At 62.5% G+C, this 21,561-nt stretch carries 25 protein-coding genes and 2 pseudogenes; 6 read left to right on the top strand and 21 right to left on the bottom strand.

Features of this window, described 5'->3' with window-relative positions:
• From PG887_RS13900 to PG887_RS13855, 10 genes and pseudogenes are all read right to left on the bottom strand, one after another.
• Positions 1–402, bottom strand: a pseudogene (locus PG887_RS13900) (IS5 family transposase); the annotation flags it as partial.
• A gap of 78 nt (positions 403–480) precedes the next feature.
• A pseudogene (locus tag PG887_RS13895) lies at positions 481–1,596 on the bottom strand (PAS domain-containing protein); the annotation flags it as partial.
• A gap of 237 nt (positions 1,597–1,833) precedes the next feature.
• Positions 1,834–2,682, bottom strand: coding sequence for a TIGR03899 family protein (locus PG887_RS13890; protein ID WP_069784204.1), 849 nt, complete (start codon positions 2,680–2,682; stop codon positions 1,834–1,836).
• A 120-nt stretch (positions 2,683–2,802) separates the two neighbouring features.
• Positions 2,803–3,279 carry a DUF3299 domain-containing protein gene (locus tag PG887_RS13885; RefSeq protein ID WP_010675589.1) on the bottom strand — a complete coding sequence of 159 codons (477 nt, stop codon included), beginning with the start codon at positions 3,277–3,279 and terminating at the stop codon, positions 2,803–2,805.
• 31 nt (positions 3,280–3,310) lie between these two features.
• Positions 3,311–4,558: an ABC transporter permease gene (locus PG887_RS13880; protein WP_270821974.1), complete on the bottom strand. Its 1,248-nt coding sequence runs from the start codon at positions 4,556–4,558 to the stop codon at positions 3,311–3,313.
• 58 nt (positions 4,559–4,616) lie between these two features.
• On the bottom strand, positions 4,617–5,303 hold the full coding sequence (locus PG887_RS13875; RefSeq protein WP_039040841.1) for an ABC transporter ATP-binding protein: 687 nt from the start codon (positions 5,301–5,303) through the stop codon (positions 4,617–4,619).
• Positions 5,304–5,307: 4 nt separating this feature from the next.
• Complete coding sequence (locus PG887_RS13870; protein WP_042016313.1) at positions 5,308–5,904, bottom strand: DUF2796 domain-containing protein; 597 nt, start codon at positions 5,902–5,904, stop codon at positions 5,308–5,310.
• A gap of 36 nt (positions 5,905–5,940) precedes the next feature.
• Complete coding sequence (locus tag PG887_RS13865; RefSeq protein ID WP_080768013.1) at positions 5,941–6,231, bottom strand: hypothetical protein; 291 nt, start codon at positions 6,229–6,231, stop codon at positions 5,941–5,943.
• Between the two features lie 43 nt (positions 6,232–6,274).
• Positions 6,275–6,817: a YtfJ family protein gene (locus PG887_RS13860; protein ID WP_010675585.1), complete on the bottom strand. Its 543-nt coding sequence runs from the start codon at positions 6,815–6,817 to the stop codon at positions 6,275–6,277.
• Positions 6,818–7,021: 204 nt separating this feature from the next.
• Positions 7,022–7,900: a hypothetical protein gene (locus PG887_RS13855; RefSeq protein WP_042880471.1), complete on the bottom strand. Its 879-nt coding sequence runs from the start codon at positions 7,898–7,900 to the stop codon at positions 7,022–7,024.
• Between the two features lie 123 nt (positions 7,901–8,023).
• Between PG887_RS13855 and PG887_RS13850 the strand changes: the two genes are divergently transcribed.
• Positions 8,024–8,374 carry a hypothetical protein gene (locus PG887_RS13850; protein WP_010675583.1) on the top strand — a complete coding sequence of 117 codons (351 nt, stop codon included), beginning with the start codon at positions 8,024–8,026 and terminating at the stop codon, positions 8,372–8,374.
• A 24-nt stretch (positions 8,375–8,398) separates the two neighbouring features.
• On the opposite strand, the gene ppa is transcribed toward PG887_RS13850, so the two are convergent.
• Positions 8,399–8,929 carry an inorganic diphosphatase gene (ppa, locus tag PG887_RS13845; RefSeq protein ID WP_005335667.1) on the bottom strand — a complete coding sequence of 177 codons (531 nt, stop codon included), beginning with the start codon at positions 8,927–8,929 and terminating at the stop codon, positions 8,399–8,401.
• A gap of 233 nt (positions 8,930–9,162) precedes the next feature.
• On the opposite strand from ppa, the gene mpl reads away from it, so the two are divergent.
• A complete protein-coding gene (mpl, locus tag PG887_RS13840; RefSeq protein WP_270821971.1) occupies positions 9,163–10,533 on the top strand; it encodes a UDP-N-acetylmuramate:L-alanyl-gamma-D-glutamyl-meso-diaminopimelate ligase in 1,371 nt (456 codons plus the stop codon).
• Complete coding sequence (locus tag PG887_RS13835) at positions 10,530–11,141, top strand: flavin prenyltransferase UbiX (RefSeq protein ID WP_104454727.1); 612 nt, start codon at positions 10,530–10,532, stop codon at positions 11,139–11,141. Before mpl ends, PG887_RS13835 begins: the two co-directional genes overlap by 4 nt.
• 72 nt (positions 11,142–11,213) lie before the next feature.
• Here PG887_RS13835 and PG887_RS13830 read toward each other — a convergent pair whose 3' ends face one another.
• Positions 11,214–11,828 carry a TetR/AcrR family transcriptional regulator gene (locus tag PG887_RS13830; RefSeq protein WP_270821967.1) on the bottom strand — a complete coding sequence of 205 codons (615 nt, stop codon included), beginning with the start codon at positions 11,826–11,828 and terminating at the stop codon, positions 11,214–11,216.
• Between the two features lie 201 nt (positions 11,829–12,029).
• Here PG887_RS13830 and hpt point away from each other — a divergent pair, with 201 nt between their 5' ends.
• From hpt to PG887_RS13815, 3 genes are all read left to right on the top strand, one after another.
• Positions 12,030–12,560, top strand: a complete 531-nt coding sequence (gene hpt, locus PG887_RS13825; RefSeq protein WP_010675579.1) for a hypoxanthine phosphoribosyltransferase — start codon at positions 12,030–12,032, stop codon at positions 12,558–12,560.
• A 112-nt stretch (positions 12,561–12,672) separates the two neighbouring features.
• A complete protein-coding gene (locus PG887_RS13820; protein ID WP_045521939.1) occupies positions 12,673–13,590 on the top strand; it encodes an ABC transporter ATP-binding protein in 918 nt (305 codons plus the stop codon).
• Positions 13,587–14,360, top strand: a complete 774-nt coding sequence (locus tag PG887_RS13815) for an ABC transporter permease (protein WP_010675577.1) — start codon at positions 13,587–13,589, stop codon at positions 14,358–14,360. The genes PG887_RS13820 and PG887_RS13815 overlap by 4 nt, the downstream gene beginning before the upstream one ends.
• Positions 14,361–14,421: 61 nt before the next feature.
• Here the strand turns inward: PG887_RS13815 and PG887_RS13810 are convergent, their stop codons facing one another.
• The 9 genes from PG887_RS13810 to thpR all read right to left on the bottom strand — a co-directional run bounded on the left by PG887_RS13810 (position 14,422) and on the right by thpR (position 21,521).
• Positions 14,422–14,769 (bottom strand): putative quinol monooxygenase, encoded by a 348-nt coding sequence (locus PG887_RS13810; RefSeq protein ID WP_103858013.1) that lies wholly within the window; start codon positions 14,767–14,769, stop codon positions 14,422–14,424.
• Positions 14,770–14,789: 20 nt separating this feature from the next.
• Positions 14,790–15,644 (bottom strand): pantoate--beta-alanine ligase, encoded by an 855-nt coding sequence (gene panC, locus PG887_RS13805; protein ID WP_221436560.1) that lies wholly within the window; start codon positions 15,642–15,644, stop codon positions 14,790–14,792.
• A 96-nt stretch (positions 15,645–15,740) separates the two neighbouring features.
• Positions 15,741–16,535 (bottom strand): 3-methyl-2-oxobutanoate hydroxymethyltransferase, encoded by a 795-nt coding sequence (gene panB / locus PG887_RS13800; protein ID WP_270821964.1) that lies wholly within the window; start codon positions 16,533–16,535, stop codon positions 15,741–15,743.
• A gap of 20 nt (positions 16,536–16,555) precedes the next feature.
• On the bottom strand, positions 16,556–17,053 hold the full coding sequence (folK, locus tag PG887_RS13795) for a 2-amino-4-hydroxy-6-hydroxymethyldihydropteridine diphosphokinase (protein ID WP_041213874.1): 498 nt from the start codon (positions 17,051–17,053) through the stop codon (positions 16,556–16,558).
• Positions 17,054–17,063: 10 nt separating this feature from the next.
• Entirely contained in the window at positions 17,064–18,554 is a 1,491-nt protein-coding gene (gene pcnB, locus PG887_RS13790; protein ID WP_029314802.1) for a polynucleotide adenylyltransferase PcnB, read from the bottom strand.
• A gap of 100 nt (positions 18,555–18,654) precedes the next feature.
• The gene (gluQRS, locus tag PG887_RS13785; protein WP_270821962.1) at positions 18,655–19,557 is read right to left on the bottom strand and encodes a tRNA glutamyl-Q(34) synthetase GluQRS; all 903 of its coding nucleotides are present in this window, start codon (positions 19,555–19,557) and stop codon (positions 18,655–18,657) included.
• A gap of 109 nt (positions 19,558–19,666) precedes the next feature.
• Positions 19,667–20,116: an RNA polymerase-binding protein DksA gene (dksA, locus tag PG887_RS13780; RefSeq protein WP_029314801.1), complete on the bottom strand. Its 450-nt coding sequence runs from the start codon at positions 20,114–20,116 to the stop codon at positions 19,667–19,669.
• A gap of 119 nt (positions 20,117–20,235) precedes the next feature.
• Positions 20,236–20,979 (bottom strand): DNA/RNA nuclease SfsA, encoded by a 744-nt coding sequence (sfsA, locus tag PG887_RS13775; protein ID WP_010675569.1) that lies wholly within the window; start codon positions 20,977–20,979, stop codon positions 20,236–20,238.
• Complete coding sequence (thpR, locus tag PG887_RS13770; protein ID WP_270821960.1) at positions 20,976–21,521, bottom strand: RNA 2',3'-cyclic phosphodiesterase; 546 nt, start codon at positions 21,519–21,521, stop codon at positions 20,976–20,978. The genes sfsA and thpR overlap by 4 nt, the downstream gene beginning before the upstream one ends.
• Positions 21,522–21,561: the final 40 nt, after the last annotated feature.

Below are 21,561 nucleotides of genomic sequence, written 5' to 3'. Positions count from 1 at the left end.
TTTCCATTCGCCTTCGCCATAGACCTTGAGGCCGGTGGCATCAATGACCAAGTGAGCCACCGGGCCTTGGCTGGGGAGGCGGTACTTGATGTCGACGGTCTTGGCGCGCTTGCTGATACAGCTATAGTCCGGCGACTGCAAAGGCACCGCCATCAGTTGGAACAACGAGTTAATGAAGCCTTCTAGCGCCCGCAGCGGCAACTTGAACAAGCCTTTTAGCATCAGGGCCGTCTCAATGGCGGTGTCACTGTAGTGGAAACCTCTCCCTCGGCGGCCATGGTGGACCAGGCAATGTCACTGCTTAATGGCTTGTTCGTCCATCCAGATGGTCAACGAACCGCGTTGCACCAAGGCTTGGTTGTACTGCTGCCAGTTGCTGATCTTGTGCTTGGACTTGCCCATCTGATGCTCTCGGAGACTGCGCTACAGGATCAGATCACCGAGATGACAGATAGTTCCCCGATTTGAGCAACAAGGCCCATTGAGGGCCAGCAGGTTGGTCTGGTTGGCGATGTTGTTGATGACGCCCAGGATGCCGTCGATGGCGCGGCACTGGCTGGCCAGCGCCTCTATCACGGCGCGGGAGGTGAGCAGCTCGCCGTGAACCCCTTCCACTGCCGCCACGGTATCGAGCACGCTGCGATTGCCCTCCCGAAACAGCACGGCGGTGTTGTCCAGGCTGTCCGAGGAGGCGCTCGAGCTGTGGGAGACCTCGCGAATGGACGCCGTCATCTCGGTGATGGCGGTCGCCACCTGGTTGGTCTGCGCCTGCTGTTGTTGCAGGTTGCCAGTGATGGACTCGGCATTGCTCAGATCCGTCTGCGCCGCCTGCACGATCTGCTGGCAGGTCTGCTGGGTGCAGGCCAGCACCGCATTGAACTCGGCCTGGTTCATCTTCATGGCGAGCTCGACGGCAGCCAGACGATCGACCCGGTCGGTATACAGCAGTTGCATCAAGGGGTTGTCGAAACGGTGGCGGGCCAGGGTCTCCAGCCGGGCGAGGCGCCGGGAGAGGGTCTGGCAGATGACGAGCGCAACCACCAGGGGCAGGGCGCCGATGAGCAGAGGCCAGCCCGGGCCGTGCTGATAGCCGAGGGTGACCAGGCTGGCCAGCAGCGCCATCAGGCAGAGGTGGATCCCCAGGGTGTGGCAGCAGGGAGGCAGGCGCAGGGCCCGGGGGGTCTTGCCGCGGCGCATTTCTTCATAGACCCGCTCCGCACGCTGCTTGATCGCGTCGTCCGGCGCCGTGCGCACCGACTGGTACTCCACCACCTTGCCGCTTGCGTCCTGAATGGGGGTGACGAAGGCGTTGACCCAGTAGTGATCCCCGTTCTTGCAGCGGTTCTTGACCGGGCCCATCCAGCTTTTGCCTTCCCGCAGATGGCGCCACATGTCGGCAAACGCCTGGGGCGGCATGTCGGGGTGGCGGACCAGGTTGTGAGGGGCCCCTTGCAGCTCCTCCAGGGTGAAGCCGGCTATCTGGCAGAACTCGTCGTTGGCATAGGTGATGCGGCTCTCCAGATCCGTGGTGGAGATCAGGTTCTGGTGCGACGGGTAGAGGCGCTCACGCTGGGTAACGGGTTGATTGACTCTCATGGTACTTCCTGCCTGACAGAGGAAAGAGAGTCTGGTTGCAATTCGTACACCAGAGTGCCCAAAAACGCTTAAATTGCGTTCTATATGTCTCTTTTGCGCTCAAAACCCGCAGAGGGGGGAACATGGCCCGGGCTCGCGTCTGCCCCTGCCGTCAGGATTCGCTTTTTGGGAGCCGTTTTGGCAATGGCGTGGCGGGTTTCGCAATTTGGCAAGGCGGGGCCTGGGCCTCCGCCAGCCTCAGGCGGGCAGATCCGGCTCGCTGACCGGGGCCGACATCTGGGTCTCTATCTGCAGGTGGGTGGAGAGCAGGGTCTTCAGATCCTGCAGGTACTCCTCTAAAGGGGGCTCGTCCAGCAGCAGGGCAAGCTCGTTGCCGATGGGGGTGAGCCGGTAATAGAGCAGGGTGAGGTTGCTCTGGCGTTGGCGCAAACGCCAGCGCTGGTTGCCAAAGGCCAGCTCGACCCCGTCGGCGGGCAGGGGACCGGATTCGAGCTCGCCACGGTGCAGCAGCCCGAGATCACACAGCAGCAGCAGGGCGCTGTAGGGCACCCGGTATTTGCCGAGCCCCATCCGGGTGACCTTGGCGCGACTGAGCAGGCTGGCCCCCTTGTGCATGCCCAGCAGCAGACGCTGCTCGTCGCTGCCCTCGTAGTGGCAGGAGAGGGCGCAGATGCGCTGGAACAGCTGGGCTTCGCGCTGGGTCATCTCCTTGAGGGTGTTGAGGGCACGGATGGAGAAGCGGCCCGGGGTGGCGACTTCCAGGGCGAAGATGCGGCCCCACAACTGCTGCATGGGGGTCATGCTGATGTCTTCGGCCAGTTGCAGGAAGCGGGTAAGCCAGTCGCTGTCTATCTCGCCGCCGGCGGCGGTCTCTTCGCAGTGGCGCGCGGCCATCACCATGATGGATTCCAGATTGCGCTGGCGGGTAGCCTGCTCCGCCAACTGGCGGAAGGTGGCGCGCTGCTCGAAGGTGCTGTCGCTGTTGCGGGTGAGCATGCCATCGATGCCGCGGCTGCGGGCCAGGCGCAGGGTCTGCTCCTGGCTGCTCAGGATGGAACTCTCTTTCTTGGGGGGCAGGTCAGCCATGCTGGCTCCGTGATGGCAAGGTCTGGTAGTGAATATTACTCCAACCAGATCCATGAACAATCCCTTTGCCGGGGTCGTCACGGGATAAAAAATGGCCTCCCGGGGGAGGCCATCAGGGGCTCACTCTTCGTAGACGCTGACCTCGACCGCGTCCATGGAGTAGGAAGCGGTGGCCATCTCGTGGCTGGAGCTGACGGTGTGCATCTTGCCCTTGACCCAGATGGCGTCCCAGAGGTCATCCACCGGCGCCCCCTTGGGGTAGCTCACGTAGATCACCTGGTTGGTGGGCGGGGGCGGTACGTGAATGCAGGCGCCAAAGTAGGGGACCAGCAGGAAGGCGGTGATGGTCTTGGCATCCCCTTCCAGGGGCACCACAAACCCGGGGATCCGCACCTCCTGATTGTCCAGCTTCTTGTTGACGCCCCCCACCGGCTGCGGCACCGAGGAGAAGTCGCCATCATGGCTGACCTGGGGCGGTGGCAGCAGTTTTTCCCCCTCCGGGATGAGGATATCCCAGTCGATGGTCTTGTAATCTGCGGCCATGGCAGGCAGCACCAGCAGGCTGGCCAGCAGCGCCACTATTTTCCACTTCATCATCTGTTCTTCTCTCTTGGTCGGATGCGTCGGGTCAGACGCGAATGCTCATGCCGTCGCTCAGGCTGTAGCGGTAAGCGCGGGCGGCAGGCAGCAGCCCGATCACCATGCCCGCCAGCCAGACCAGGCCCAGCAGTTGCCACTCATAGGCGCTCGGCAGACCCAGGCTCATTTGCAGGCCATAGTGGCTGAGCAGCCAGGGGCTAGCAAGCCCCTGACCGAGATAGAGCGCGGCCACCCCGAGGGCGATGCCCGCCGTGGTGAGCGCCATCGCCTCCAGCGCCAGCAGCAGGAAGAGGTGGGCAGGGCCCGCCCCCAGGGAGCGCAGAATGGCGAGCTCGCGGCGCCGCTCGTTGAGGCCGGCGAGCAGGGTGGTCAGCATGCCGATGAGGCCCGCCACCACCACGAAGCCCGCGATCACCGACAGGGCGGTCTCCGCCACGCTCATCAGCCCCCAGAGCTCCTGCAGGGCGGCTCCCGGCAGGATGGCCATCAGGGGCTCCCTGGGATAGGTGTTGACGCTGCGCTGCAACTGGAACGCCAGGATCCGGTTGCTCAGCCCCACCATGAAGGCGGTGATGGTCTTGGGGGTGAGATCCAGCGCCATCGCCTGTTCCGGGGTCACGTTCTTGCTGTGATGACCGGTGTCCCAGCCCAGGTGGATCGCCTCTATGCCCGCCAGCGGCACATGAATGGTGCGATCGATGGGGGTGCCGGTGGGGGCCAGGATCCCCACCACCTTGAACGGCATGTTGTCGTGCTGGCTGAACGAGGTGTTGCCGGCGCCATGGGCGATGACGATGGATTGATCCAGGTGATAGCCGAGCTTTTCGGCCACCTGGGCACCCAGCACCGCTTCAAACGGTGTTTCGAAGGGGCGACCTTCGCGCAGGACGAGCGCCTGCTGCTGGCCGTACTTCAGGTGGGTGAAGTAGTCCCCATTGGTGCCGAGCACGCGAAACCCCTTGTGGGAGTCGCCAAGGGAGAGGGGGATGGTCCAGGCGATACCGGGCCTGGCCTTGATGGCCTGGTAGGAGTCCCAGCCCACGTTGTTGGTGGGGTTGCCGATGCGAAACACCGAATAGAGCAGCAGGTTCACCTGGCCGGAGCGGGCGCCGACGATGAGATCGGTACCCGAGACGGTGTTGGCGAAGCTGTCCCGTGCCTGACTGCGCACCCGCTCCACCCCGAGCAGCAGGGTGACGCTGATGGCGACGGCCAGCAGGGTGAGCCCGGCGGTGAGGCGACGGGCCCAGAGACTTTGCAGGGCGAGTTTCAGCATGAAAGCCTCCGCAGTGAAGGGGAGATGGCCGGACGGGCTGCGAGATGATGGCGTGTGGTCATGCCGCCCTCCGGTTGAGCTGTTGCAGGTTCTCCACCCGGGGGAAGAGGGGCTCCAGATAGGGATCGTGACTGACGAAGACCAGGGTAGATCCCTGCTTGTCGCACTCCTCGAACAGCAGCCGGATGAAGGCGGCCCGGTTGTCGGTGTCCAGGGCCGAGGTGGGCTCGTCGGCGATCACCAGAGGAGGGGAGCCTATCAGGGCGCGGGCGGCGGCGACTCGCTGCTGCTGGCCGATGCTGAGGGCGTGGACGGGGCGATGGAGTGCCTCATCCGGCAGTTGCAGTTCTGCCAGCAGGCGGCGCGCCTCCTGCTCGGGGCTCCCTGTCAGGCGGGCCCGCTTGGCGGGTGAAAAGGTGAGGGCAGCGGTGACGTTGTCCTGCACCGAGAGAAACGGCAGCAGATTGAACTGCTGGAAGATGTACCCCAGATTGGCCGCCCGGAACTGGTCACGGGCGCGGCCGGAAAGCCGGGCCAGGGGCTGGCCCAGCACCTCCAGGGTGCCGTGGTTGGCGGTCTGGATACCGGCCAGCAACCCGAGCAGGGTGGACTTGCCACAACCCGATGGGCCCTTGATGAAGACGCGCTCACCCTCGTGGATGCGAAGGGCGGGCAGATCGAGGACGGCTTCGTGACCCGGCCAGGCAAAGGCCAGATCACGGATCTCAACCACGGCATGTTTCATGGTGTTACCAGCCCAGTTTGTTGGCGGACGGAGTCAGTTCGGCGGCGGTCTGGCCGGTGGGCAGTATGCCCTGCACGCTCAGCTTCTCCAGGCTCGGGTAGAGGCTGAACAGGGTGGCCTCCAGCCCGGTGAGCTTGGCCGGGGTAGCGCAGGTATAGGTGTACATGGCCCCCATGTCCGCATGGCCCGCGTCGTCGTGATGGTGTTCATCGTGAGCGCCATCAGCCTTGTCGTGCTCGTGCTCGTGCTCGTGCTCGTGCTCGTGCTCATGGTCATGATCTTCCTTGGCGGCCTGCAGCTCTTGCTGGGTCAGCTTGCAGCCGGCGGCCGGGTCGAAACGGAAGAGGGCGTCGGGCTGCTGGAGGCGGGCCACCGCCTTGGCATACTGCGCTTTCTCCTCATCGGTGTTGGCGGCATGCTCGAAGCCCACCAGATCGGCGGCAGGGGCCTGCAACTCGATCATCAGCTGGTTGCCGTCGAGTACCAGGTTGAGGTGGCCGTGACCGTGCTCATGGGCACCGTGGCTGTGGCTTTCGTGTTCGTCGTGATGGGCCTGGGCGCCGAAGGCGGCAGCGGCCAGCAACAGGGTGACTGCTTTCATCGTTAATCCTTTTGAATAAATAGAGAAAAGATTGGTTCAAAAAAAGAAACAATGAAGGGGCGGCGGGGCGCGGATACGGCGATGTCCCGTGGTGCCGGTGGCCGCCCTCGGTTGGGGAGTGCCGATATACCGGTCGATGCCAGAGGAGAGGGGAGGGAGAACGGGGGTCGGCGTCAGTGCCAGCTTGCCATCCAGATGCAGGACGCAGAGGGTGCAGGCATGACCGTGATCGGGCAGGGCTGCTTCAAGAGGGTGCTGTGCCAGCGCCGGTTGCATCCACAACCAGCCCAGCAGCAACACCCAGATTGTCAGTGTGGAACGACCCATAGACCCTTGTGGAAAGGGCGCCATCAGCGCCCTTCTCTCTGATTCAGAGATGGGACTGGATGAGCCCCATCACCTTGGTTATCTCGGCGGCATCGAGCTGGCCATCTTTGGCAAACAGCACCTTGCCCTCTTTATCCAGCAGTATGATGGCCGAACTTTCCGGGGTGAGCGCCCAGGCGTTGCGGGCCATCCCCTTGGCATCCAGCACCATGGCGGACCAGGGGAACTCTTTCTTGCTGTCCTCGGCACTGCTCTTCACGAAACCGGACGTGCCCCAGATGGCGTCATTGCTGTTGATGATGGTGACGGTCTGGTACTTGTCGTGGGGTAGCTTGGCCGCCTTGATCGCCTCGATCATGGGGGCATTGAGCTCCTTGGCGCTGGAGCGACCCGCAATGTGCTGGATCAGGAAGACCTTGCCGGTCAGGACCTTGCTCTGCCAGGGCTGATAGCTGATCTCCTTCTCCTTGAGCACCAGCTCCCCCTTGTCGCTGATGTTGACCAGCGGCACCTGGGTTGATTCCTTGATGTTGTGGGCCATGACCAGGGTTGGCAGCAGCGCCAGAGTAAGCACGAGATGTTTCATCCGGATGACACTCCTTTGTGATGTTATAACGATTTTTGGGTCGAGGGAATGGGACCCTGAACATCCTAAACTGATCGGATCTGTTTAAAAAGTGTTAAATAATGCAGGGTGCGACGGTGATCTTGTCAACATGGGCGCCATCCCCCAATGACGGCGGCAAGGATGGCATGTCATCCATCAAAAGCAAGTGATGGTCAGAAGAGGCTAGTAGAGCGGTTCGCTGATCAAGGGAATCTGGGCCATCGTCATCTGCTGGGCCAGCAGGGGAGAACCGGTGAGCAGCACGTGGCGCTGATTGCCGATCACCAGGGTGTCCCCCTCAAGGCCGCTGTCGGCCGTGATGGCGAGCCAGGCCGGCGAGACGCTGCCGATGCTGATGTTCGGATAGATGATGCTGAGGCTGTACTGGGGCGCCAGCTCCGCCAGCAGACTGGCCATGAGCAGCGCCTTCTCGTCGCTGTCGGCCTTGTTGTCCTGCAGGGCCTGCAAGGGCGGAGCGAAGTGGTCCATCTGCTCGGGCGGGGTGGGGATGCCGCTCAGCCACTCCTGCAGCAGGATGACGCTGGTGGCGAGATCCTTGGCCGAAAACTGCTGTGCCAGGGGTTTGAGGTCTCCCTTGAACTGATAGAACAGCTGGGAGTAGTTGGGGCGCACACAGGGCAGCTTCTGGTTGGCCGGGTGAACGCAGGGCTGGACCCGCATCTCGTAGAAGGCGTCCTCTTGATATTGCCGGTAGGCCTGCCAGAACTGGGCGGATTCGAGGCTGCTGTCGTGAAGGGTAAAGGCCTGTTCCAGGTTGCGGAACTTGGTAGCCGTCTCCGGGCTGTGCTGGTTGATCTGGTTGATGCTGTTGTAGAGGCGCGGACTGATGTAGGAGTAGAGTGTTTCCAGCGGGAAGTTGAGGGCGGTGTCGAGCTGTGTCATCTCGTGACGGCTGGCTGAAAAGGTGCGCTCATCTGCCGTCAATTGAAGGTGCTTTTGCTGACCATCCGCAGATTGCCACTGCCAGCTCAGGTTGATCTCGTTGGCCTGCGCCATGGTGCCGAAGAGCAGACTGCACAGAAAGCCTTGTGCCAGTTTCATGGTGCGCCTCCGCCTGGGTTGATAATAAACAACTAGGTGAGTGACCGGCATTTGGATTGGTCTGGTGACAGATATATTGGTAATTATCTGATCTGACTTTAAATTTAATTCAGGAAATAAGTCATGGGGGAAATCATCATGAAGCTTGTTTCACGGTTTCTGCTGATATTGGTGGCCACGCCGGCGCTGGCGGGGCAGGTCATCGTCAATCAGGGATTGTCCAGCGCGGATACCTTCGCCCTGCGGGATCAGCTGGCCCGGGAGCATGAATGGCAGGAGTGGCTGCGCTTCCAGCAGGCCATCAAGTGGCTGGAGGTGCTGCCGGTCAACTGCGATCTGGTGGGAGGTGCCGGTCAGGAATATCGCTGCGGTGATGACTATTACCGCCCCTATCGGCAAAACGGGCGCGACCTCTATATCCAGGGGGATCCCCCCGGAGCGTCCCCGCAACGACCAATAAAAAAGGCGCCATAAGGCGCCTTTTTGCGAGGAATACGCTTATTTTGCAGCGTAACGCTCGGCAGAGGTCTTGATCTCGGCTTCGGCAGCGGCCTTGTCGCCCCAACCTTCCACCTTGACCCACTTGCCCGCTTCCAGCTCTTTGTAGCGCTCGAAAAAGTGCTGGATCTGGGCTTTCAGCAGCTCTGGCAGATCGTTCACATCCTGGATGTGATCGTACTGCTTGGTCAGCTTGGAGTGGGGTACGGCCACGATCTTGGCGTCTTCGCCAGATTCGTCGGTCATCTTCAGCACGCCGACCGGGCGGCAGCGGATGACGGAGCCGGCCAGCAGCGGGTAGGGAGTCGGAACCAGCACGTCGACCGGATCCCCATCCAAGGACAGGGTGGCGTTCACGTAACCGTAGTTGCACGGGTAGAACATCGGGGTGGACATGAAACGGTCAACGAAGATGGCGCCGCTGTCCTTGTCGACTTCGTATTTGATCGGGTCGGCGTTCTGCGGGATTTCGATGATGACGTAGATGTCGTCAGGCAGGCTCTTGCCGGCCGGTACCAGGTTCAGGCTCATGACGTTTCCTTTGAGTGTTGGAGTCAAGTTTGCAGGCCGACATTATAGCGATGTCCCGTCAAATGACCATATTTCAAGGGCCGGGTGGCGTGCTGGAGGGTGGCTTTTCCCCGCGCTTGCCAGATTTCTGTCGTCTGCGGGCGCCGATGCCTTCGCTCCCCATGGGCGCGGCTTGTGCCACCGGGTCAACAGACCCTAGAATGCGCACTCCCTTTACTGGAAAAGGCAGCGGTATGCACATTCACATTCTCGGGATCTGCGGCACCTTCATGGGTGGTCTGGCGGTGTTGGCAAAACAGCTTGGCTATCGGGTGACCGGCTCCGACGCCAACGTCTATCCCCCCATGAGCACCCAGCTCGAGCAACAGGGCATCGAACTGACCGAAGGCTACGACCCCTCCCAGCTCGATCCGGCGCCGGATCTGGTGGTGATCGGCAATGCCATGAGCCGTGGCAACCCCTGTGTGGAATATGTGCTGGACCGCAATCTGCCCTATATCTCCGGCCCTCAGTGGCTGCTGGAGCACGTGCTGAAGGATCGCTGGGTGCTGGCCGTGGCGGGCACCCATGGCAAGACCACCACCGCCAGCATGCTGGCCTGGGTGCTGGAGTATGCCAAGCTGGAACCCGGTTTCCTCATCGGCGGCGTGCCGGGCAACTTCCCGGTTTCCGCCCGTCTTGGCTCGGCTCCCTTCTTTGTGATTGAAGCGGACGAATATGACTGCGCCTTCTTCGACAAGCGATCCAAGTTTGTCCACTATCACCCGCGCACCCTGGTGATGAACAACCTGGAGTTCGACCACGCTGACATCTTCCCGGATCTCGCCGCCATCCAGCGCCAGTTCCACCACCTGATGCGCACCGTTCCGAGCAACGGCCGGGTGCTCTTCCCCAAAGGCGATGACAACCTTACCGCCGTGCGCGAGATGGGCTGTTGGAGCGAGGTGGAGCTGGTGGGCCAGGACGACGCCAAGTGGAAGGCGGTGAAGCTGGCCGATGACGGCTCTGCCTTCGAGGTGTGGCTGGATGGTGAAAAACAGGGGGAGGTGCACTGGGAGTGCATCGGAGAGCACAACGTCAACAATGGTCTGATGGCCATCGCCGCCGCCCGTCATGCCGGTGTCATGGTGGAGCACGGGATCAACGCCCTCTGCCAGTTCAAGTCCCCCAAGCGGCGCATGGAGCTGAAAGGGGAAGTGGCCGGCATCAGCGTCTATGACGACTTCGCCCACCACCCCACCGCCATCGAGACCACCCTGGGCGGCCTGCGCGCCAAGGTGGGTAAGGCCCGCATCCTGGCGGTGCTGGAGCCCCGCTCCAACACCATGAAGCTCGGGGTTCACAAGGAGGAGCTGGCCGGTTGCTTCGACGGTGCCGACGAGGTGTTCTTCTTCCAGCCCCCCAACATCGGCTGGGATCTGGGGGAGGTGACGGGCCACATGACCCGGCCTGCCCGGGTATTCGAGGCCCTTGATGCCCTGATTGGCGCCCTGGTGGCCGAGAGCCGCCCAGGGGATCATATTCTGATCATGAGCAACGGCGGGTTCGGCGGCATTCACGACAAGCTGATCGCCCGCCTCAAGGAGCTGCAGAGCGCATCATGAACAAGGCCATCACCCTGGCGCTGACCGGCGCCTCCGGCGCTCCCTATGCCCTGCGCCTGCTGAAATGCCTGGTGCTGGCGGACTATCGGGTCTTCCTGCTCGCCTCCTCGGCGGCCAGGGTTGTGCTCAAGACCGAGCAGCAGCAGGATTGGCCGGGCTCCCCCAAGGAGCTGTCGGCGTACCTCTGTCGCCATTATGGTGCCAAAGAGGGTCAGATCGTCGCCTGTGGCAAGGAGGAGTGGTTCTCGCCGGTGGCTTCCGGCTCGGCGGCCCCCAAACAGATGGTGGTCTGCCCCTGCTCCATGGGCACCGTCTCGGCCATTGCCAACGGCACCTCGGACAACCTGCTGGAGCGCGCGGCGGACGTGGTGATCAAGGAGCGGGGCCAGCTGATTCTGGTGCCCCGGGAGAGCCCCTTCTCGGCGATCCATCTGGAGAACATGCTCAAGCTTGCCCGTCTTGGCGTGACCATCATGCCGGCGGCGCCAGGGTTCTACCATGAACCCAAAAGCATCGAGGATCTGGTGGACTTCATGGTCGCCCGCATCCTCGACCACCTGGGTGTCGAGCATGAGTTGACCAGTCGCTGGGGTTATGCCAGCCACTGATACGGTGGGGAGCGGACAAAAAAGCGGCGCCGGGCGTAAAGCCCGGCGCCGCTTTGTCAACATCTGCGCGAGTCAGCTGGCCTGGATGGGGGCCGTCACGTACTTGAACAGGAAATCCGTCACCTCTTCCCGGCTCGGACGCTGCGGCTGATTGATCATCTGCATCATCACATAGCCAAAACCGGTCAGGGAGCGGGCCAGATCCTGCGCCGACAGCACGCTCTGGATCTCGCCGTTGTCGATGGCCCGTTGCAGGTGGGGGGCAATGCGCTCCAGCGCCTTGTCCAGCAGCCGGGTGTAGCGAGGCCACACTTCTTCCCGCACCGAGGAGCTCCACTCCAGCCAGATGCTGGCGTGATCGGGCTTGTCATAGGCGGCGTCAACGAACAGCTTCACGTGGCGGTGAATGCTCTCCCTGGCGGAGCCCTGACCGTTGTAGGCCTGTTCGAGGAGCTGCTGTACGAAGGCTTCGATTTCTGTCAGCACTTCGTCGACCAGATCTTCACGAGTATTGAAATAGTTAAAAACGGTCGCAACCGAGACCTTTGCCTGTTCGGCTATCTCGGCATGCCCCGCACGGCCGATGCCGCGACGGGAAAATACCTCGACGGCACACTCCATCAATTGATCACGGCGAGCCTCCGGCGAAAGCCGGGTTCGACGTCTTATTTCTGCGCGTGGTTCCATAGTTTTTTCATCTAATAGTTATTGATTATGGTGTTTATAGTATTGTCACCGATAATGCCCGAAGGCTTGCTAACTCTATCAATTAAAATAAGCCGATAAAAGCATCACGTATGCCTGACTCCCACTGGTTGGAGTGGTAGAATCCTCGGTTTTGACGTTAATGAACGGCCAATAACCCTTTGGTCATTATTGGAGTATGTGATGAAACACATTGTCGAGGTGATGATCCCCGAGGCCGAGGTTGCAGCCCGGATCGCCACGCTGGGTGAAGAGATTACCGCCCGTTACCAGGGCTCCGAGGAAGTGGTCATGATAGGCCTGCTGCGCGGCTCCTGCGTCTTCCTGGCGGATCTCTGCCGTCAGTGCCAATTGCCCATCACCCTGGACTTTATGACTGCCTCCAGCTACGGCTCCGGTATGCACAGCACCCGTGACGTGCGCATCCTCAAGGATCTGGATGACGACATCAAAGGCAAGGACGTGGTGATCGTGGAGGACATCATCGACACCGGTTACACCCTCAACAAGGTGCGCGAGATCCTCTCCCTGCGCGAGCCGAAATCCCTGGCCATCTGCACCCTGCTGGACAAACCGTCCCGCCGCGAGGTTCAGGTGCCGGTGGACTGGCTTGGTTTCTCCATCCCGGACGAGTTCGTGGTGGGCTGTGGCATTGACTACGCCCAGAAGTACCGTAACCTGCCTTTCATCGGCAAGGTGGTACCGCAAGAGTAAGCCGGGTCCGAAGTAGCAAGGCAGGCTGGCCGGCCCGCCATCGACTGTCTTCAGGCGGCGTCACAGCCGCCTTTTCTGTCTCGAGATGGGCTCATCCATCACAGGGGTTGCAATGAACGCATTGGAAATCAGCGGTCTGAAGAAGACCTATCAGGGGGGCGTCGAAGCCCTCAAGGGCATCGATCTCACCGTCAAACAGGGGGATTTCTTCGCCCTGCTCGGTCCCAACGGGGCGGGCAAATCCACCACCATCGGCGTGATCAGCTCACTGGTCAACAAGAGTGCCGGCAAGGTGAAGGTATTCGGTCATGACATCGATACCGATCTGGAGCTAGCCAAGTCCCAGCTCGGCCTGGTGCCCCAGGAGTTCAACTTCAGCCAGTTCGAGAAGGTGAGCCAGATAGTGACTCACCAGGCTGGTTTCTATGGAGTGCCGCGGGCCGAGGCCAAGGTGCGCGCCGAGAAGTACCTGCGCCAGCTCGATCTGTGGGACAAGCGCGACATGGCCGCCCGCACTCTCTCCGGTGGCATGAAGCGCCGGTTGATGATCGCCCGCGCCCTGATGCATGAGCCCAAACTGCTGATCCTGGATGAGCCGACCGCCGGGGTGGACATCGAGATCCGCCGTTCCATGTGGAGTTTCCTCAAGGATCTCAACGAGCAGGGGGTGACCATCATCCTGACCACCCACTACTTAGAAGAGGCCGAGATGCTGTGCCGCAACATCGGCATCATCGACAAGGGCCGCCTCATCGAGAACACCAGCATGAAGAGCCTGCTCGGCAAGCTGGGTCGCGAGACCTTCCTGCTGGATCTGGTGCCGGGCTCCAGCGTACCGGCCCTGCCCGAGTTCAACGGCCGGATGCAGGATGAGAACACCCTGGAAGTGGAGCTGGAGAAGAGCCAGTCCCTCAACAGCCTGTTCGAGCAGCTCTCCGCCCAGGGGGTGAAGGTGCTCAGCATGCGCAACAAGGCGAACCGGCTGGAAGAGCTGTTCGTCAATCTGGTAGAGGAGGGTCGCAAAGCATGAACCCCATGACCTATTACATCGCCTTCAAGAGCATTCTGGCCAAGGAAGTGAGCCGCTTCACCCGGATCTGGATCCAGACCCTGGTGCCGCCCGCCATCACCATGAGCCTCTACTTCGTCATCTTCGGCAACCTCATCGGCTCGCGCATCGGTGACATGGGGGGCTTCAGCTACATGGAGTTCATCGTGCCCGGCCTCATCATGATGTCGGTCATCACCAACTCCTACTCCAACGTCGCCTCCTCCTTCTACAGCGCCAAGTTCCAGCGCAACGTGGAGGAGCTGCTGGTGGCGCCGGTGCCCAACTACATCATCATCGCGGGGTATGTGGGCGGTGGCGTGGCGCGCGGCCTCTGTGTCGGCCTCATCGTCACCCTGGTGTCGCTGTTCTTCGTGCCGCTGCAGATCCATCACCTGTTCAGCGTCTGCGTGACCGTGCTGCTCACCTCCATCCTCTTCTCCCTGGGGGGGCTCATCAACGCGGTGTTCGCGAAGTCGTTCGATGACATCAGCATCATCCCGACCTTCATCCTGACTCCCCTGACCTATCTGGGGGGCGTCTTCTACTCCATCACCCTGCTGCCGCCGTTCTGGCAGGGGGTCTCCCAGGTGAACCCCATCATCTACATGGTGAACGCCTTCCGCTACGGCTTCCTCGGGATCTCCGACGTGCCCCTGGGCACCGCCTATCTCATCATCATCGGCTTCATCCTGGTGCTCTACGGGATGGCCTGGTGGCTCATCTCCCGCGGCACCGGTCTGCGCCACTGAGGCGCAGCACCTGCCAGCAAAAAGGCGCCCTCGGGCGCCTTTTTATTTGCACATGTCGGTCTCAGAGCGCCGGGGCATCGTAGTCCGCGGGCTCGTCGCTGTAGACGCAGACGTTCCACTTGGCCGCGAGGCCATCATCCGCGAGGCAGTAGCGCTCGAAGAAGGCCTTGATACCGGCGCGCTGGCAGTGGGTCTCGAAGCTCGCCATGTCGCGCCAGATCTCGTTGAAGACGATGGGGAAGCTCTCCCCCTCGGCAAAGGGGCTCTGGATATGGCGGGTGACGATGTACTGCAGGCAGCCATCTTCACGCAGGGTGTCGGGTTCGAGCCCTTGCAGGACGCGGAACAGGGCCTGCTCCTGGCCCGGCTTGGGCTGGAACTGGGCGATGCAGTAAACCTTCTTGGACATCGTGGTCTCCTTGCCGTGTCTCAACCCCGCAGGGCGACGACCCGGTTGTCGATGAGGCGGGCCTTGCCCAGATAGGCGGCCATCAGGATCACCAGGCGCTGGCTCTCGGCGCTTGCGGATTCCAGGGTGTCGGCATCGACGATGTCAATGGCATCTGTCCTGAATCCCGCGTTGTCGAGGCGCTGGCTGGCCTGGGCAACCAGGGAGGGGAGGTGACTGTTCCCCGCTTCAATCTGCCCGGCAATCCAGTTCATGGTGCGCGCGAGCTCGGGGGCGATGGCCCGTTCGGCAGCGGTCAGATAGCCGTTGCGCGAAGAGAGGGCCAGCCCGTCTTCGGCCCGCACGGTCGGCACGCCCACGATCTCGATGGGCATGGCCATGTCGGCCACCATCTTGCGAATGAGCGCGAGCTGCTGGTAATCCTTCTCGCCAAAGCAGGCCACGTTCGGCTGTACCAGATTGAACAGCTTGGTGACCACGGTACTGACCCCGCGAAAATGCCCCGGACGCAGCGCCCCTTCCAGCAGGCTGGAGAGGCCGGGCACCTCGACGAAGGTCTGGCTGGCGAGCCCCTGGGGATACATGATCTCCGGCGTCGGGGTGAAGACCAGGTCCACACCGGCGGCCTCCAGGGCGGCGCAATCCTGCTCCAGGGTGCGGGGGTAGTTGGCGAGATCCTCGGCCTTGTCGAACTGCAAGGGGTTCACAAAGATGCTGACCACCACCTTGTCACCATGGCGGCGGGCCTCCTCGACCAGGGTGAGATGACCCTGATGCAGATTGCCCATGGTGGGCACGAATGCGATGGCGCGGCCTTCGCGATGCCATTGACCGATCTGCTCGCGCAGCGCGGCGGGATTGTTCACAACCAACATCGTCAGTTCACCTTCAGATGAATCAATAAAAGAGGGGGTCGTCAGGGGAGAGGGCGAGACGGGGGCACAGACCCCCGCGCTCATGACGACAGAAAGTCAGTTGAAGCAGTGCTCGGGGCCAGGGAAGGTCCCCTCGCTCACCTGCTTCACATAGAGACGAATGGCGGCACGCATGTCACCGGTCTCGGCCAGGAAGTTCTTGGTGAACTTGGGCACATAACCGGAGGTGATGCCGAAGGCATCGTGCATCACCAGGATCTGGCCGTCGGTGGCAGGGCCGGCACCGATGCCGATCACCGGAATGCGCAGCGCCTTGGTGATGCGCTCTGCCAGAGAGACGGGCACGCACTCGAGCACCAGCAACTGGATGCCGGCCGCTTGCAGCTCCAGTGCCTGGCGGTAGATCTCCTGGGCGTGGAATTCGTCGCGCCCCTGCACCTTGAAGCCGCCAAACACGTGGACGGATTGCGGGGTCAGGCCGAGATGGCCGCACACCGGCACCCCGTTACGGGTCAGGTGGCGGATGGAGTCGCACAGCCAGTCCCCCCCTTCCATCTTCACCATGCGGGCACCGGCCGCCATCAGGCGCGCCGCGTTCTGGTAGGTCTGCTCCGGGGTGGCGTAGCTCATGAACGGCATGTCGGTCACCACCAGGGCATTGGTGGTACCGCGTACCACGCAGCGGGTGTGATAGATCATCTCGTCCATGCTGACCGCCAGGGTGTCGTCTCCGCCCTGCAATACCATGCCGAGGGAGTCGCCGATGAGCAGCACCTGGGCGCCCTCGTCGTCGAACAGCTTGGCGAAGGTGGCGTCATAGGCGGTGATGGCGGTGATTTTCTGTCCGTCCTGCTTCATCTTCTGCAGGTGGGTAGTGGTGATCTTGCTCATTACGTTGTTCCTACTCTTCTCTACTCGCCTGCCGCACCGGCCAGGATCGCGAGTCCATTGCGCGGGCAGCGGGCAACCAGTTCGGTGAGCGGGGTGCCGCAGGGCAGCACCAGGGAGGGGGCTATCTCGGCAAGGGGCAGCAGGACGAACTCCCGCTCCTTCATGCCATAGTGAGGCACCGTCAGGCGCTCATGTCGGATGACCTCGTCACCGTACAGCAGCAGATCGAGATCCAGGGTCCGGGGGCCCCAGCGCTCATCCTTGCGCACTCGCCCCTGTGCCTGCTCGATGCGCTGCAGCTCGTCCAGCAGCGCCAGAGGGCTGAGGCGGGTGGCAAGGCGCGCCACGGCATTGACGTAGTCCGGCTGATCCGCAGGACCCATGGGGCGGCTGCCGTAAAGGTGGGAGGTCTGCCGCAGCTCTGACTCGGGCAGGGTTGCCAGCGCGGCGATGGCGCGACGAGCCTGGCCGAGGGGGTCGGCCAGGTTGGAGCCGATGGCGACGAAGACCTCGATCATCGGCGGATCCTTACTCTGCAGACTTCGGCTTGCGGCGACGGGGGCGACGGCGGTTGCGGCCATTGCCGCTGCGTTTCTCGCCATCACCGCTGCGGGAGTCGGCGCGCTCGCCGCTCGCCGGGCGGCGGGTCGCCTCCCGTTGCAGTTGCGGGCGCACGTCCGGGTTGGAGGCTACATAGCGCTCCCACCAGCTCGCCAGCTCGCCGAGGCCGCGCTCGACCCGGTTGCGCAGCAACAGGAAGTCGAAGGCCGCACGGAATTTCGGGTGCTCCATGGCGCGCTCGGGGTGCTTGCCCTGGCGGCGGGTCAGGCGCTGCTGCAGGGCCCAGATGTCGCGCACGTCCGTGGTGAAGCGGCGCGGCACGGCGATGATCCGCACCTGGTTGTCCAGCACCTCGTTGATGGCCAGCATGAAGGCATCGTACCAGGGCAGACCGCTCTCGTTTTCCAGCACGCGGCCGCGGGCCTCGACGGCGCCCCACAGCAGGGTGGCGTAGAGGAAGGCGGGGGTGACGCGCTTCTCTTCACGGACCCGGGTATCGGTGTCCATCAGCGCCTGCTCGATGAACTGCTCGTAGGGCGAGTTGCCGTGGGGGGTGAACAGGGCGGCTACCTGGGGGAACAGCGGCTGGAACAGCCCGTATTCCCGCAGCAGCTTGTAGGTGGCCAGACCGTCCCCCGCCAGGAACAGCTTGAGGGTCTCTTCGAACAGGCGGGCGGCCGGGATGTCCTGCAGCAGCGGGGCCAGCTCCCGGATGGGGGCGGCGGTGCGCGGGCTGATGGTCATGTCGAGCTTGGCGGCGAAGCGCACGGCGCGCAGCATGCGCACCGGATCTTCCCGGTAGCGGGTCTCGGGGTCGCCGATGAGCTCCAGTCTGCGCGCGGCCAGGTCTTCCAGCCCACCCTCGAAATCGTGCAGGGTGAAATCCTTGGCGCTGTAGTAGAGGGCGTTGACGGTAAAGTCGCGACGCTCGGCATCCTCTTCGATGGTGCCGTAGACGTTGTCCCGCAGCAGCATGCCTTCATCGGACTGGGCCGACACATGCTTGCTGGTATTGACCTGATGGTGGTGGCCCCGGAAGGTGGCCACTTCGATCACGTCACGACCAAAGACGATGTGGGCCAGGCGGAAACGGCGGCCAATCAGGCGGCAGTTGCTGAACAGCGCCTTGATCTGTTCCGGCGTCGCGTCGGTGGCGATGTCGAAATCCTTGGGGGTCTTCCCGAGCAGCAGGTCACGGACGCCGCCGCCGACCAGGTAGGCCTCATAGCCCCCCTTGTTCAGGCGATAGAGCACCTTGAGGGCATTCTCGCTGATCTCTTTGCGCGAAATCGGGTGCTGGTCACGGCTCAAGGTACGGCGCTGTCCGGCGACACGGGCCGGAATGGGGGACTCCACCGACTGCTCGCCGTCTTCCTTGCCGAGCACTTTGCGGCAAAAGTTTGCGATCTGGGAAAAAATGGTACACCTCGTTATGACTTCAAATTGACGGGAGGCCAAAAAAATAGCGGCCTATCATAGCTCAGCCCCAACCAAATGAGAAACGGTGTGGCCTGCTTCCCCTTGATTGGTCCTTTTGGGGCAAGAAATGCAGCCGGGGCTAGCTTTGCCCTTGCGGGATCTTCTGCTGGCGGGGCACCCGGGCCAGCTGCCAGTGGGCGATGCCCCAGCCGATGATCTCGTCGATCCGGCTCGCCATCAGCTCGGGCGGCGGGCACTGACCGAGAAAGTACAACGCCTGCCACAGGGCCGGTCGTACCTCGTCCTGCGACAGCGCGGGCGCATGGTTCTGCTTGGAGAGCTTGTTGCCATCCGCTTGCACCGCCAGCGGCAGGTGCACCCAATCGGGGACGGCAGCCCCCAGAGTCTGGTAGAGGGCAATCTGGCGCACCGTGGGTTCCAGCAGATCGGCGCCGCGGACGATCTCGGTGATGCCGCTGTCCATGTCATCCACCACCACCGCCAGGTTGTAGGCGTAGAGCCCGTCCCGGCGGCGCACGATGAAGTCCTCCTCCGCCAGCGCTGCGGGGACGGAGATCTCTCCCTGAAGCGCATCCTCGAACCGATAGACCGGGTGGTGCTGGCGCAAACGGGCGGCACACCCCTCGGCGGTCAGCCCCAGGGCGCGGCAATGGCCGTTGTAGAACCCCCCTGCGGCCATGATTTCGCGCCGGGTACAGCGGCACCAGTAGAGATCCCCGGCCCGATAGAGCTGATCGATGATCTCGTCATAGCGGCCATGGCGCGCGCTCTGGAACATCACCTCCCCATCCCAGCCAAGACCGTGTGCCTCCAGGGTGGTGAGGATAAGGTCAGCCGCTCCCGGCATCTCCCGCGGGGGGTCGATGTCTTCGATGCGCACCAGCCAGCGTCCCTGCTGCGCCCTGGCCTGCAAGAAGCTGCCAAGGGCGGCGACCAGGGATCCGAAGTGGAGCGGACCGGACGGTGAGGGGGCGAAGCGGCCCACATAGGGGCGTCGGGAGGGTGGGGGGGTCATGACCATGGCAATTCGGGTAAGCGATGCATTGAGGCTGCATTCTGGGACGGCCCGACCAAAAGCTCAATAAAAAAGGGAGCCTGGGCTCCCTTTTCGTTTCTGTGGATGGGCGGCATCAGCCAGCCATCTGTTTTTCCTTGATCTCGGCCAGCGTCTTGCAGTCCACGCAGAGGTCTGCGGTCGGACGGGCTTCCAGACGGCGGATGCCGATCTCGATGCCGCAATGCTCGCAGTAACCGAAGTCATCTTCTTCGAGCAGCAGCAAGGTTTTCTCGATCTTCTTGATCAGCTTGCGTTCACGGTCGCGGGTGCGCAGTTCGAGAGCAAACTCTTCTTCTTGCGCGGCGCGATCCACGGGATCCGGGAAGTTGGCAGCCTCATCCTTCATGTGGTCGACGGTGCGGTCAACTTCCTGCATCAGTTGGTTGCGCCAGGCTCCCAGGATCTTGCGAAAATGTACCTTCTGTTGGTCATTCATGTACTCCTCACCGGCTTTCATCTGGTAAGGCTCTACACCCGCAATGGCCAGGGGGCCCAGAGATTTCCTGTTTTCGCCTGTTGGCATGCCCTGTCTCCTAATTCAGCACGCTACCCGTGCCATCCATAAATTGAGGGCGACATCTATAGCAGAAGGGTCAACGGGAGGCAAACAAGCCTTATCAATAATGTTACCCACTTCTGCATTTATTCTCTGCCCTCGGGTAGCATATGGTCAGATTCAAATGGGATAAAATCCTGAGCCACCATGCCCTGCACCCCAACATGGGGGCGATAGCATAAAATTTCAACCCCTGCCGCCATCGCCTGTTCAACAAGCTGACTATAGTGCGGATCGATATGGGCTGCAGGGCGCATTCTCGCGATGCCGGAGTGCAATACCATGAACAGCAGCACGGCCCGGTGCCCTGCCGCCTTCATGGCCATCAATTCACGCAAGTGCTTGGCGCCGCGGGTGGTGACCGCATCGGGGAAGTACCCCATGCCGGGTTGCTCCCGCTCGTCGAGCAGGGTGACGGATTTCACCTCGATGTAACAATCCGGCCTGTGGTCATCTTCCAGCAGCAGGTCGATGCGGCTGTTCTCTTCCCCGTATTTCACTTCGGTGCGCAGCCTGGCATAGCCTGCCAGGGGGGCGAGGGCGCCCTGTTCGATGAGCTCCCGGGCGATCTGGTTGGCACGGGCCGTGTTGACGCAGATGAAGTGACCCGCCGGGCTCTCGGCGATTTCCCAACTGTTTGGCAGCTTGCGCTTGGGGTTGTCGGATGTGGAGTACCAGACCCGGGTGCCCGGCAGGGCGCAGCCGGTCATGGCACCTGTATTGGCGCAGTGGATGGTGATCACCTCGCCGTTGTCGAGCGCCACATCCGTCAGGAAGCGCTTGTAGCGGGAGATCAGCTGCCCGGACTGCAGGGGGGGATCGAAGATCATGGGGTGAGCTCCTCGCGGTGCGGGTTTTTGACACGGGCCCGCAGGGGCCAGCAGGCGAGCGGTTCGTAGTGGACGCCGTCCAGCGTGCTGACGGATTGATAGAGGCAGAAGCGATCGGCCCTGAGCAGAAAATCCGGCGCAGGCAGCTCGCCGGGGGCCTCGCCCGCCTTGCGCGACAGGGTGACGTGGGGGCGATAGCCCTGCTCGCCGTTGCCCAGCCCGAGTTTTTCACCGTGGCGGCGCAGTGCCCTCGCGAGCACGGTCAGCTCGTTCGGCCACTCACCGGGCCCCACCCAGGCGGCTTTGGCGCGCTGAAACCAGCCGGTCTGATCCAGATGGACGGTGAAAGGGGGGCAGTGCTGTCGCTCGGCGGCCGCGATCAGGCGAGCCTGGGTCGTTTCGTCGGCCTCCCCGAGAAAGGCCAGGGTCAGGTGCAGGTTGCTCTCGGGCACCGGCTGGCCGGGCCAGGGGCGCTGGTCTCGCCAGGTCGCAAGCTCGGGGGCAAGCTCTGGCAGGGGCAGGGCAAAGAAGAGTTTGGACATGCGGCGTGTTGGTCCTCGTGATGGGCATCGGATAAGGGCC

Source organism: Aeromonas sp. QDB14, from assembly GCF_027707845.1.
Classification (GTDB): domain Bacteria; phylum Pseudomonadota; class Gammaproteobacteria; order Enterobacterales; family Aeromonadaceae; genus Aeromonas; species Aeromonas caviae.
The sequence above is the reverse complement of the archived record's forward strand: the minus strand, read 5'-3'. Positions and strand labels throughout refer to the sequence as shown.